The organism is Pseudarthrobacter sp. Pseusp20 (assembly GCF_059492155.1).
This window is the reverse complement of sequence record NZ_CP168521.1, coordinates 216,822-229,172: the sequence shown is the minus strand read 5'-3', so window position 1 is coordinate 229,172 and position 12,351 is coordinate 216,822. Positions and strand designations below refer to the sequence as shown.

9 protein-coding genes and 2 tRNA genes are annotated in these 12,351 nt (G+C 63.7%); all 11 read right to left on the bottom strand.

Annotated elements, in window-relative coordinates; all coding sequences use genetic code 11:
• Positions 1-2 precede the first annotated feature (2 nt).
• Positions 3-78, bottom strand: a tRNA-Ala gene (locus ACEN9K_RS01100).
• Positions 79-150: 72 nt separating this feature from the next.
• Positions 151-267, bottom strand: a complete 117-nt coding sequence (locus tag ACEN9K_RS01095; protein ID WP_018769884.1) for a DLW-39 family protein — start codon at positions 265-267, stop codon at positions 151-153.
• A gap of 71 nt (positions 268-338) precedes the next feature.
• A tRNA-Ile gene (locus ACEN9K_RS01090) sits at positions 339-412 on the bottom strand.
• A 97-nt stretch (positions 413-509) separates the two neighbouring features.
• The gene (locus tag ACEN9K_RS01085; protein WP_026265862.1) at positions 510-1,181 is read right to left on the bottom strand and encodes a DUF3566 domain-containing protein; all 672 of its coding nucleotides are present in this window, start codon (positions 1,179-1,181) and stop codon (positions 510-512) included.
• Positions 1,174-3,852, bottom strand: a complete 2,679-nt coding sequence (gyrA, locus tag ACEN9K_RS01080) for a DNA gyrase subunit A (protein ID WP_018769882.1) — start codon at positions 3,850-3,852, stop codon at positions 1,174-1,176. Before gyrA ends, ACEN9K_RS01085 begins: the two co-directional genes overlap by 8 nt.
• Positions 3,853-3,907: 55 nt before the next feature.
• Positions 3,908-5,992 (bottom strand): DNA topoisomerase (ATP-hydrolyzing) subunit B, encoded by a 2,085-nt coding sequence (gyrB, locus tag ACEN9K_RS01075; protein WP_026265861.1) that lies wholly within the window; start codon positions 5,990-5,992, stop codon positions 3,908-3,910.
• A gap of 378 nt (positions 5,993-6,370) precedes the next feature.
• Positions 6,371-6,925, bottom strand: a complete 555-nt coding sequence (locus tag ACEN9K_RS01070; RefSeq protein WP_018769880.1) for a DciA family protein — start codon at positions 6,923-6,925, stop codon at positions 6,371-6,373.
• Entirely contained in the window at positions 6,915-8,120 is a 1,206-nt protein-coding gene (recF, locus tag ACEN9K_RS01065; protein ID WP_478222625.1) for a DNA replication/repair protein RecF, read from the bottom strand. The genes ACEN9K_RS01070 and recF overlap by 11 nt, the downstream gene beginning before the upstream one ends.
• A gap of 45 nt (positions 8,121-8,165) precedes the next feature.
• The gene (gene gnd, locus ACEN9K_RS01060; protein WP_488315375.1) at positions 8,166-9,050 is read right to left on the bottom strand and encodes a phosphogluconate dehydrogenase (NAD(+)-dependent, decarboxylating); all 885 of its coding nucleotides are present in this window, start codon (positions 9,048-9,050) and stop codon (positions 8,166-8,168) included.
• A 109-nt stretch (positions 9,051-9,159) separates the two neighbouring features.
• Positions 9,160-10,284, bottom strand: coding sequence for a DNA polymerase III subunit beta (dnaN, locus tag ACEN9K_RS01055; RefSeq protein WP_018769877.1), 1,125 nt, complete (start codon positions 10,282-10,284; stop codon positions 9,160-9,162).
• A 537-nt stretch (positions 10,285-10,821) separates the two neighbouring features.
• Positions 10,822-12,243, bottom strand: coding sequence for a chromosomal replication initiator protein DnaA (gene dnaA, locus ACEN9K_RS01050; RefSeq protein WP_018769876.1), 1,422 nt, complete (start codon positions 12,241-12,243; stop codon positions 10,822-10,824).
• Positions 12,244-12,351 lie beyond the last annotated feature (108 nt).

Sequence of the window (12,351 nt, the reverse complement as noted above, 5' to 3'; positions counted from 1 at the left end):
TATGGTGGAGGCACGGGGACTCGAACCCCGAACCCCCTGCTTGCAAAGCAGGTGCGCTACCAATTGCGCCATGCCCCCATAAGAAGCAACCCGTCAATCATACCCTAGAACCGTGGAGCCGCTGACAGGCTCCCGGTGCGGGCTCCCGGGCTAGTCCACCGTATCGGTTGACTTGCTCCAGACTGTTTTCCGGGCTTCGGATTCCTGTGCTTTCCGGTAGACCAGGATGCCTGCGATTGCCGCTGCCAGTACAAGCAACTTCTTCACATGCTCCCCGTTCCAGCCAGGTAATGGATGAATCCATCCCTGACCCTTGTTTGAAACCTGCACAGGTTCCGTGGGCGTACCAGGACTTGAACCTGGGACCTCTTCGTTATCAGCGAAGCGCTCTAACCGCCTGAGCTATACGCCCCGATCCCTCATCGGGCCGAGACATGACTTTACAGCACACCCCGGCCCGATCTCAAATCGGGCCTTTCCGCCGGTTTTGGGCCGGCGGAAATGGCTTCCTAGTCGTCGGTGAGGGTAACGCCAATGCCGCCCACCAGGGTGGCAGAAATGTTGTAGAGGACAGCTGACAGCATGGACAGCGCCGTCAACAGGACGACGTTGACCACGGCAATGATGGTGGCGAACGAGGCGACCTGTCCCAGTGAGGCCACCTTCTTCAGTTCGAAGCCGCCGCTTTCAGAACCTGCGAGCGTACCGAGCAGGCTGTCCACCTGGTCGAAGATCCCGGTCAGGTCCAGAACAGTCCAGAGGACAATGGCGGCCACCACGGTAACGATTCCCAGTGCCACGGAGAGCAGGAACGCCATCTTCAAGACGGACCACGGGTCCACCTTGCTGATCAGAAGACGGGCCCGGCGGACCTTGGCCTTCGGCGCCGGCTTGACCAGGCCGGGCGTCCCCTGGCCCGGGGCCCCTTGGGCGGGACGCTGCCCCGCCGGTGCCGGGCGCTGCCCCTGAGGGCCCTGGAAGGGGCGTTGGCCGGGCTGCGCGGGACGGTCTCCCTGCTGCGGCCGCTGGCCCGGGACAGCAGGTCGCTGGCCGGGAGCGCCGGCAGGGGCTGCCGGCCGCTGCTGCGGACGTACGGGGGCGTTCACGCGGGGAGCCCCTGCAGGCCGGTTCCCGTCGGGAACAGTACTGTTCGGCTTGGGAAATGAGTCGGAATTACTCACTCGTTACCTCCGTGTTGTCTTCGTTCGGCTCAGCGTCGCCCGAGGCGTCCTCTGACTCAACGGCCGGTGATTCTTCTGCCACTGCTGGCTCGGCGGATTCCCCAGCGGTCCCGCCATCTTCAGCCAACGTTACGTCATCCCCCGAGGATTCCTCGTCCTCAAGACCGCGTTCGCTGTTGCGTGCCACCTCAATGATCCGGTCGTTCTTGTCCGGCTTGGCGAAGATGACGCCCATGGTGTCACGGCCCTTGGCCGGGACACCGGCAACGGAGGAGCGGACAACCTTGCCGCCCTCCATGACCACCAGGACTTCATCCTCCTCCTGGACAATGAGCGCCCCCACGAGGTGCCCGCGTTCTTCCTGGTACTTGCCCACCTTGATGCCCAGGCCCCCGCGGCCCTGGAGGCGGTATTCCTCCACGGCCGTACGCTTGGCGTAGCCGCCCTCAGTTACGACGAACACGAATGAGCCGTCGGTGACCACGTCGGCAGCCAGGAGTTCATCGTCCTCACGGAACTTCATGCCGGTCACACCCGAGGTGGCACGTCCCATGGGGCGCAGCGCGTCGTCCGTAGCGGTGAAGCGGATGGACTGGCCCTTGCGGGACACCAGGAAGAGGTCGTCGGTTTCCGACACAAGCTGGGCGGAGACCAGTTCATCGCCGTCGCGCAGGTTGATGGCGATTACGCCTGCGGAACGGTTGGTGTCATAGTCCTCCAGCCTGGTCTTCTTCACCAGGCCCCTCTTGGTGGCCAGGACCAGGTACGGCGCCTGCTGGTAGTCCTTCAGGTCAAGGACCTGGGCAATGTGCTCATCCGGCTGGAATGCCAGCAGGTTGGCCACGTGCTGGCCCTTGGCATCCCGGCCCGCTTCCATCAACTCGTATGCCTTGGCACGGTAGACCCGGCCCAGGTTGGTGAAGAACAACAGCCAGTGGTGGGTGGTGGTCACGAAGAAGTGTTCCACTACATCGTCACCCCGAAGCTGGGCACCCTTGATACCCTTGCCACCGCGCTGCTGCGACCGGTAGTTGTCGCTGCGGGTGCGCTTGACGTAGCCGCCGCGGGTGATGGTGACCACCATCTCCTCTTCGGGGATGAGGTCCTCCATGGACATGTCGCCATCAAAGCCCATCAGGATCTTGGTCCGGCGGTCGTCACCGTGCTTGTCAACGATTTCGCCCAGTTCGACGCTGATGATCTCGCGCTGGCGCTGCTCGGAGCCCAGGATCGCGTTGTACTCCTCGATCAGGGCTTCAAGTTCGGCGTGCCGGTCCTGGATCTTTTGGCGTTCCAGGGCGGCCAGGCGCCGCAGCTGCATGTCCAGGATGGCCCGGGCCTGCAGCTCGTCGATATCCAGCAGTTCCATCAATCCGTCGCGTGCGGCTTCGGTGGTGTTGGAGGCACGGATCAGGGCAATGACCTCGTCCAGCATGTCCAGTGCCTTAAGGAGGGCACGGAGGATGTGGGCTTCCTCTTCCGCCTTGCGCAGGCGGTAACGGGTACGGCGCGCAATGACGTCCATTTGGTGGGTTACCCAGTGCCGGATGAACGCATCGAGGCTGAGTGTCCGCGGAACGCCGTCCACGATGGCGAGCATGTTGGCGGAGAAGTTGCTCTGCAGCTCTGTGTGTTTGTAAAGGTTGTTGAGCACCACCTTGGGCACTGCATCGCGCTTGAGGACGATCACCAGGCGCTGGCCGGTGCGGCCGGAGGTTTCGTCCCGGAGGTCGGCGATGCCTGAGATCTTGCCGTCCTTGACCAGTTCGGCGATCTTGATGGCCAGGTTGTCAGGGTTGGCCTGGTACGGGAGCTCCGTGACCACCAGGCAGGTGCGGCCCTGCAGTTCCTCAACCGCAACCACTGCGCGCATGGTGACCGAACCGCGGCCGGTCCGGTAGGCGTCCTCGATGCCCTTGTGGCCCAGGATGGTGGCGCCGGTTGGGAAGTCGGGGCCCTTGACCCGCACCAGCAGTTCCTCGAGCAGTTCTTCCCGGGTGGCGCCGGGGTTGGCCAGGTACCACTGCACGCCGTCGGCAACTTCCCGGAGGTTGTGCGGCGGGATGTTGGTGGCCATGCCAACGGCAATGCCCGAGGAGCCATTCACCAGCAGGTTGGGGAACCTTGCCGGCAGGATGGTGGGTTCCTGGTTCTTGCCGTCGTAGTTGTCCTGGAAGTCGACGGTTTCCTCGTCGATATCCCGGACCATTTCCATGGCGAGCGGTGCCATCTTGGTTTCGGTGTACCGGGGTGCCGCTGCGCCGTCGTTGCCGGGCGAACCGAAGTTGCCCTGGCCAAGGGCCAGCGGGTAGCGCATGGTCCAGTCCTGGATGAGGCGGACCAGGGCGTCGTAGATGGCGGTGTCGCCATGCGGGTGGTACTGGCCCATGACCTCGCCCACCACGCGGGCGCACTTGTTGAAGGACCGGTCGGGGCGGTAGCCGCCGTCGAACATCGCGTACAGGACTCGGCGGTGCACGGGCTTGAGGCCGTCGCGGACGTCCGGAAGGGCACGGCCCACGATGACGGCCATGGCGTAGTCCAGGTAGGAACGCTGCATTTCGGTCTGCAGGTCCACCTGTTCCACACGGTCGATCAGCACGTCGCCTTCAAGAACGGTGTCCGGAGTCCCGGCCTCGGGGGCGGGAATCTCGGGGGTTTCGTCGCTCATTCTTTATTTTCCGTTTCAGGTATATGTCTGGTTCCGAATACTTTGGAGCGGGTCCTTAGATGTCCAGGAACCTGACGTCCTTGGCGTTCTGCTGGATGAAGTTGCGGCGTGATTCCACGTCCTCGCCCATGAGGACGGAGAAGATCTGGTCGGCGGCAAGGGCATCGTCCATGGTCACCTGCAGCAGCGTGCGGTGGTCGGGATCCATGGTGGTGTCCCACAGCTCGGTGTAGTCCATCTCGCCCAGGCCCTTGTAGCGCTGGATGCCGTTATCCTTGGGGATGCGGCGACCGGCGGCCTGTCCCGCCACCAGCTTGGCGTCGCGTTCGCGGTCGCTGTAGACGTAGTCATGCGGCGCGTTGGACCATTTGATCCGGTACAGCGGCGGCTGCGCCAGGTACACGTAGCCGTTCTCGATCAGGGGACGCATGTAGCGGAACAGCAGGGTCATCAGCAGGGTGGTGATGTGCTGGCCATCCACGTCGGCATCTGCCATGAGCACAATCTTGTGGTACCGCAGCTTGGCGAGGTCGAAGTCCTCACCGATGCCGGTTCCGAAGGCGGTGATCATGGACTGGACCTCCGCGTTGCCCAGGGCTTTGTCCAGGCGCGCGCGTTCCACGTTCAGGATCTTGCCGCGCAGCGGCAGGATGGCCTGTGTCTCGGGGTTGCGGCCGCGCTTGGCGGAACCACCGGCGGAGTCACCCTCCACGATGTAGACCTCGCACTTTTCCGGATCCTTGGAGGAGCAGTCGGAAAGCTTGCCAGGCATGCCAAAGGACTCCAGCGGGCTCTTGCGCCGGGCGTTGTCCCGGGCCTTGCGCGCTGCCATCCTTGCCTGGGCGGCGGAGATCGCCTTGCGGATGACGTCGCGGGCGGGGCCTGGGTTGCGCTCCAGCCAGTCGCCCAGGCCGTCGGTGACAACGCGCTGGACGAAGCCCTTGACCTCGGAGTTGCCCAGCTTGGTTTTGGTCTGGCCTTCGAACTGGGGTTCAGCCAGTTTGACGGAGATGACGGCGGTGAGGCCCTCACGGATGTCGTCACCCGTGAGGTTGTCTTCCTTCTCCTTGATGATGCCCTTCTCCCGGGCGTACCGGTTGATGAGGGATGTCAGGGCAGCGCGGAAACCTTCTTCGTGGGTGCCGCCCTCGTGGGTGTTGATGGTGTTGGCGTAGGTGTGCACGCTCTCGGAGTACGCGCTGGTCCACTGCATGGCCATTTCCAGGGCGATGCGGCGTTCCGTATCCTCGGTTTCGAAGGCGATGACGTCTTCGTGGACAACCTCCACCTTCTTGCCCGAGTTCAGGTGCTTGACGTAGTCCAGCAGGCCTTCGTCGTACTGGTACACCACTGTGCGGTGCTCTGCGCTGACCTCGCCCTCGGTGCTGAGGTCGTCGAGGTCCAGGTCGCCGTCCGAGTCGTCGGCTGCCGTGCGCTCGTCCGTCAAGGTGATACGCAGGCCCTTGTTCAGGAAGGCCATCTGCTGGAAACGGGCGCGGAGCGTCTCGAAATCGAACTCGGTGGATTCAAAGATCGCAGGATCGGGGTAGAAGGTCTGGGTGGTGCCGGTGGCGTCCGTCTCCTCGCCCTTCACCAGGCTGCCCTGGGGCTTGCCGCCGTCGGCAAACGACATCCGCCATACGTGCCCCTGGCGCCGCACTTCGGTGTCCACGCGGCTGGAGAGGGCGTTGACCACGGAAATGCCGACACCGTGCAGGCCACCGGAGACGGCATAACCGCCGCCGCCGAACTTGCCGCCGGCGTGCAGGATGGTCATGACCACCTCGACGGTGGGCTTATGTTCAGTGGGGTGCATGTCCACGGGAATGCCGCGGCCGTCGTCCACCACCTTCACGCCGCCGTCGGCCTGAAGGACCACCTCGATATGGCTGCAGTAGCCGGCCAGCGCCTCATCCACTGAGTTGTCCACCACTTCATAGACCAGGTGGTGCAGGCCGCGGGGCCCTGTGGAGCCGATGTACATGCCGGGACGCTTGCGGACAGCTTCCAGGCCTTCAAGCACAGTGATATCGCTGGCGCCGTATTCCCTTTGGGTGCTGGGCGCAGCCGGGGTATCAGGGGTGCGGCCATCCTCGACTGCTGTATCTGCTGCCAGAATATCTGTATTGTCGTTAGCCACAGGCGCTGCGACTCCTCTGTTCTCGATGATGGCCGGCCGGTTTCTTTTCCCAAGGAAAAGCCACCCGCCAACAGGCACAAACTTATGGCGCCGGTGACTTGCTGACGGTTGGTGCTCCACGCTCCGCACGCGGATAGCGCGCGGAGAACGGACTGGTGTCAACGTTTCATCCGCGCCCAGTTATCTGCATCGATTCTACCGCGAACAGGTCCAGATCCCTGCATTCGGAGGGCCTTCGCCGCCAGTGAACATGGCCCTCCGAGGCTCTGGGTCCCGCCTAGGGCGGCCCCGCGGTACGCCCTCCGGGTGCCTATACACGCTGCGGTCCTTACAGCGCCCTACACGCCCTCGGGCGCAGTTTCAAGAGCTGGGTGCCGGCTATCCGTACGTGTCCCGCGGCCCACGGCCGTTGACGCTGCGTCCACCCTTGCGCCAGCTGGGTGCCGAGGGGCCGAGTACCTGGATGCTGGTCACCACGCCGTCGCCCAGTTCCCGGCGGAATTTATCGAGGAGGCTGCTGCTCAAAAGCCGCAGCTGCGTGGCCCAGGCAGTGGAATCACACCGCACGTGGAGTGTGGTGTCGGTAAAGCTTTCGGGAGTGCAGTGGGCCGAGATTTCCGGCCCCACCAGTGTGGCCCACTCCGCCATGACGGAACCGACGGCCACCGGTGACGTCCAGCCGCGCTCTGCCACCAGCCGGCCAACAACTTTTCCCAGGCCCAGGGGGTCGCGGCCCGTGGAGTGGAACTGGCTGAAGCCGCGCGTGTCACGGATACCGCCCTTGGCCTTCTGCGAACCAGGCCGGGCCACCCTGCGCCGGACTTCACCGCGCGCGGCCGCGGCTTCGCGCATCCGGTTCAGCGCAGCCTGCGGGGCATCGATGTTGTCAGGCTCGCGGCCGGGCTGCGGCCCCCCGCCCTGCTCAGTGCTCATCGATACCTCCCGGGATGACCTTCACCCGCCGCCCGGACAGCTCTTCCGGAATATCGGCGTCGACGGCGGCGGTCACCAGGACCTGTTCCGCGCCGGAGACTATTGCCGCCAGTTTACGCCGCCGCTGGACATCAAGTTCGGCAAACACATCGTCCAGGATGAGGATGGGCGCCGAGCCTCCGGTCCGGGCATCGTCCAGCATCACGTAGTACGAGGCCAGCCGGAGCGACAGGCACATGGACCATGTTTCCCCATGCGAGGCATACCCCTTGGCCGGCGCCTGGCCCAGCATCAGCTCCAGTTCGTCACGGTGCGGCCCAACCAGCGATATGCCCCGTTCCAGTTCCTTCTTCCGCGACTCCGCAAAGGCTTGGACATACCGTTCCGTGAGTTGTTCCACCGAGAGAAGTCGCAGGTCATCCTGCCCGTCCGAAGTACCCCCGGCAGCGGCGCGCTGCACGCCGCCGGCCGGGACGCCGTCGTCGTCCATTTGGTTCTGGAGCGTTGAACGGTAGGTGGCGTCGGCGGGCTTGGTGGCGTCCGTGAGCTCAGCATAGGCGCGGGCCAGGTGCGGGCGGAGCCGTTCCACCAGCTCCAGCCGGGCGTGCAACAGTTCCGCGCCGGCGCGGGCCATGTGCTGGTCCCATACGTCGAGGGTGGATTCATGCGCTGCGGTGAATTTTCCGGCGCGGGCCGATTTCAGCAGGGCATTGCGCTGTTTCAGGACACGGTCGTAGTCACTGCGGGTGGCGGCATGATGCGGAATAAGGCTGGCCAGCAGCTCATCAAGGAAGCGGCGGCGGTTGGACGGATCGCCCTTGACCAATGCCAGGTCTTCCGGCGCGAACAGGACGGTCTGGCAGATGCCGAGAAGATCGCGGGCACGGACCGGGTTGCTGCGGTTGATGCGGCCACGGTTGGCGCGGCCGGCATTGATTTCCAGCTCTAGGACCGTGACCTGGGTTCCGCGGACCAGCCGGGCACGCACCAGGGCACGCTCCGTGCCGAACCGCAGCAGCGGCGCATCGGAACCCACCCGGTGCGAGCTGAGCGTGGCCAGGTAGCCGATGGCCTCCATGAGGTTGGTCTTGCCGATGCCGTTGTATCCCACCAGGACGGTGACGCCCGGGCCCAGGGCAAGGTCAACCTGGGCGTAACTGCGGAAGTCGGTCAGTGAAAGGTGTTCCAGGTACACGCGGTTTTCGGCAATTCTGGGAACGCTGCTGGTTCCCGGTGGGTGCTACTTGGCGGGACGGGTTGCGTGGCCGCCAAACTGGTGGCGGAGCGCGGAAACCATCTTCATGGCAGGAGAGGTGTCTTCGCGCGATGCGAACCGGGCGAACAGCGCGGCGGTGATGGCCGGAGCGGGCACTGCGTTGGCAATGGCCTCTTCCACGGTCCAGCGGCCCTCGCCCGAGTCCTCTACGTAGTCGTCGATCGAGGACAGTCCCGGGTCCTCGTCAAGTGCCTTGACCATGAGGTCCAGCAGCCACGAGCGGACCACCGTTCCCTTCTGCCATGCCCGGAAGGTGCCGGGCAGGTCGGTGACGATGTCCTTGGCCGCGAGCAGTTCGTAGCCTTCGGCATATGCCTGCATCAGGCCGTACTCGATTCCGTTGTGGACCATCTTGGCGTAATGGCCGGCACCGATGCCGCCCACGTGGACGAAACTGTCCGCCCGTTCGCCCTCGGGGCGCAGGGCGTCAAAGACGGGCAGTGCGCGTTCGATGTCGGCGGCGTCACCGCCGGCCATCAGTCCATAGCCGTTCTGCAGGCCCCAGACTCCGCCCGAGACGCCGCAGTCCGCAAAGCGGATCCCCTTGGCGGCAAGCAGTTCGCCGTGTTTCTGGTCTTCGGTGAACCGGGAGTTCCCGCCGTCGATGACCAGGTCGCCCTGTTCCAGTTTTTCACTGAGTTCGCTGATTACCGCGTCCGTGATGGCCCCCGACGGCACCATCACCCAAATAATCCTGGGCACCGGGACGGCAGCGATCAGGTCATCGACGCTGGCGGCATCAGTGACGTCCGGGTTCCGGTCATAGCCGGTGACCTCCACGCCACTTTTGCGCAGCCGCTCGCGCATGTTGAATCCCATTTTGCCAAGGCCAATCAGTCCAATGTGCATTATGCGGGTTCTCTTTTCTGCGCTGGTGGGGGATGGGTAGCCCAACTGCGTGCGCCCACGCCGCCAGGGTTCCGTGGCTGAGCTTGCGAAGGCTGGGAGCCGATGGGGACTAGTTGGGAAGGCGGACCGGCATCACCAGGTAGCGGTAGTCATCCTGGTCCTCGCCGTCGGCGTCTGCCTGGGCCGTGATCATGGCCGGCTTGGGCGCCGTGGTGAAGGAGAAACGGACGAACTTGGTCTCGATGACGCTGAGGCCTTCAATCAGGTAATGCGGGTTGAAGGCAACCGTGATGTCGTCACCGGAAAGCTGGGCCTCCAGCTCCTCGGAGGCCTGGGCGTCCTCACCGGTGCCGGCGTCCAGGTTCAGCAGGCCTGAGGTGAAAGCAAGCCGGACCGGGGTGTTGCGTTCGGCCACGAGCGAGACGCGCCGGACGGCCTCCACCAGTTCCTGCGTCTGGACGGTGGCGTGGATGGGCGTGGACTCCGGGAACAGCGAACGGATTTTCGGGTAGTCACCGTCCACCAGCAGTGACGTTGTGGTGCGGCCGCCGCTTTCGAAGCCGATAAGCCGGCTGTCGTCGTCGGACAGGGCCAGGTTGATGTCACCGCTGTTGCCCAGCGTCTTGGCCACCTCGTTGAGGGTCTTGGCCTTGACCAGGGCACTGGTGGAGATGCCCGGGGTAACCGGCTTCCACGGTACTTCGCGCATGGCGAGCCGGTACCGGTCCGTTGCCAGAAGCGTTATCAGGTCGTCTTCGATCTCCATCCGCACGCCGGTGAGGATGGGGAGGGTGTCGTCCTTGCTCGCAGCGATGATGACCTGGGAAACGGCCTGGGCAAAGGCGTCGCCCGGAACGGTTCCACTGATGGCCGGCAGGGCAGGCAGCGGGGGGTACTCGGCTTCGGGCATGGTGGCCAGGTGGAAGCTGCTTCGGCGGCAGGTGAGCGTGACTTTGTTGCCATCCGTTTCGACATCCACCGGAGCGGAAGGCAGGCTGCGGCAGATGTCGGCGAGCAGGCGGCCCGACACGAGGATGGTTCCTTCATCCCTGATGTCCGCCGTGATTTCAAGCCGTGCCGAGGTCTCGTAGTCGAAGCTGGAGAGGCTGACCGTTCCCGCTTCAGCCTTCAACAGCAGGCCGGAGAGGACAGGCACCGGCGGCCGCGGAGACAACGAGCGGGCTGTCCAGGTGACGGCTTCTGCCAGGACGTCCCGATCGACTCTGAACTTCACGGAAGGGTGCCGCCTTTCATTGCTGCTGCCAGGTAAACCCGGGAATTTCGCAGGGAAACTCCGGAAGAAGTGGGGCGCACCCTGGCTGGTGCATGGTTCGTCGAGCTCGCAACCACGCAGAAACCCAGGGATGGGAGCGCTGCTGACAGCTTAGCCGGAAGATCCTCGATTAACCCATCCCCCGGTGTACAGCCCGGCCCGCTTTGGGGCCGGCAGGCCCCTCGGCGGGCGTTCGGATCGATCTTGTTGTTTGAGGGAATTCAATTTTTTGGGATTCGTAGTGTTAATAACTGCTGTGGAAACTGTGGATAACCCTGTCCTGCCCCACCGTTCCGCGGTTAAGGCCTGTTCACGGACTGTGCGTTAACTGGGTTTTAAACAGGGTGTGGATGGGGACAACGTGAAGGCCGGTTTTTAACGATCCACAGACGGCTTAAGGGTTTTAAGCCCATTAACCGCGCTTGTCCCCTGAACTATCCACAGGCTTATCCACATGCCCCTGTTAATAAGGTATGGAGTGCCGGGGGCGGTGTGGATTCAGGAGTCGCGCTGTTGCTGTTTGATCCGGTTGGTCAGCTCTGTCACCTGGTTGTAAATCACACGGCGTTCGGCCATCAGTTCGCGGATCTTCCGGTCGGCGTGGATGACCGTCGTATGATCGCGGCCGCCAAGTTCCTGCCCGATCTTGGGAAGCGACATGTCAGTCAGCTCCCGGCAGAGGTACATGGCGATCTGCCGGGCGGTGACCAGCGTCCGGGTCCGGGACTTGCTGCACAGTTCTTCCATGCTGAGCTTGAAGTAGTCCGCCGTCTGTTGGAGGATCTGGGCGGACGTGATCTCCTGCGCGCCGTCGTCGGTAATCAGGTCCTTCAGGACCATTTCGGCAAGTGCCACGTCCACGGGCTGGCGGTTCAGGCTTGCGAAGGCCGTTACCCGGATCAGGGCACCTTCAAGCTCGCGGATATTGCTGGAAATCTTGGAAGCGATGTACTCCAGGGCATCATCCGGTGCCGACAATCCCTCGCTCAGTGCCTTCTTGCGGAGGATGGCGATACGGGTTTCGAGTTCCGGCGGCTGGATGTCCGTCAGCAGGCCCCACTCGAACCGGGACTTCATGCGGTCCTCGAACCCTGCCAGCAGCTTGGGCGGCTGGTCCGAGGTGATGACTACCTGCTTGTTGTTGTTGTGGAGCGAGTTGAATGTGTGGAAGAACTCCTCCAGCGTCCGGTCCTTGCCCGCCAGGAACTGGATGTCGTCGATGAGCAGCACGTCCACGTTCCGGTACGTGGTCTTGAAGCTGGCGCCCTCGTCGTCACGGATGGAGTTGATGAAGTCGTTGGTGAACTCTTCGGAGTTGACGTAGCGGACACGGATCCCGCTGTAGAGCCGCCGGGCGTAGTGGCCGATTGCGTGCAGGAGGTGGGTCTTGCCCAGTCCGGAGTCACCGTAGATGAAGAGCGGGTTGTACGCCTTGGCAGGAGCTTCGGCGACAGCGACGGCGGCTGCGTGGGCAAAGCGGTTCGAGGAACCGATCACGAAGGTGTCGAAGACGTACTTGGGGTTCAACCGGCCGAATTCATGCGACGTGCTGGGCAGCATGGGCTGCGGCTTCTGCTCGATGAGCTGGTCAGGTGCGTAGGCGGGCTCGACGACGGGCTCAGGCTCCTCATGGATGGGAACCAGATCCGTGTCGACGTCGATGGCGCAGCGGATGTCCTCGGAGAAGACGTTGTGCAGGGCATCGTCCAGGGCGTCCTTGACCTGGGTCTGCAGCACTTCCCGGGTGAGTTCATTGGGCACGGCCACCAGGAGGGTGGAACCGATGAGCCCCTGCGCCTGGGCAAGGATGACAAAGCCCCTCTGGCGGGGTGATACGCGGTGGTCCTGTTCCAGCAGGCTGACAACCCGGCGCCAGGAACTTCCGACAGTATTGGCGTGGTTGGCTTCGTCTACTGTCATCAATCGGTTCCCTCAAAACTTGCTTTGCCTGCATTGCCTGCAGCCCAAGTCCGGAACCAGGGTGCTGGCCCCACTTAATCCACAGGGTTATGCACAGTCCGTGGATAA

What these genes read in the sequence shown, in the direction of transcription:
- gnd (WP_488315375.1), bottom strand. Translation starts at nt 9,050, where the DNA reads ATGCACATTGGACTGATTGGCCTTGGCAAAATGGGATTCAACATGCGC.
- dnaA (WP_018769876.1), bottom strand. Translation starts at nt 12,243, where the DNA reads ATGACAGTAGACGAAGCCAACCACGCCAATACTGTCGGAAGTTCCTGG.
- gyrA (WP_018769882.1), bottom strand. Translation starts at nt 3,852, where the DNA reads ATGAGCGACGAAACCCCCGAGATTCCCGCCCCCGAGGCCGGGACTCCG.
- ACEN9K_RS01070 (WP_018769880.1), bottom strand. Translation starts at nt 6,925, where the DNA reads ATGAGCACTGAGCAGGGCGGGGGGCCGCAGCCCGGCCGCGAGCCTGAC.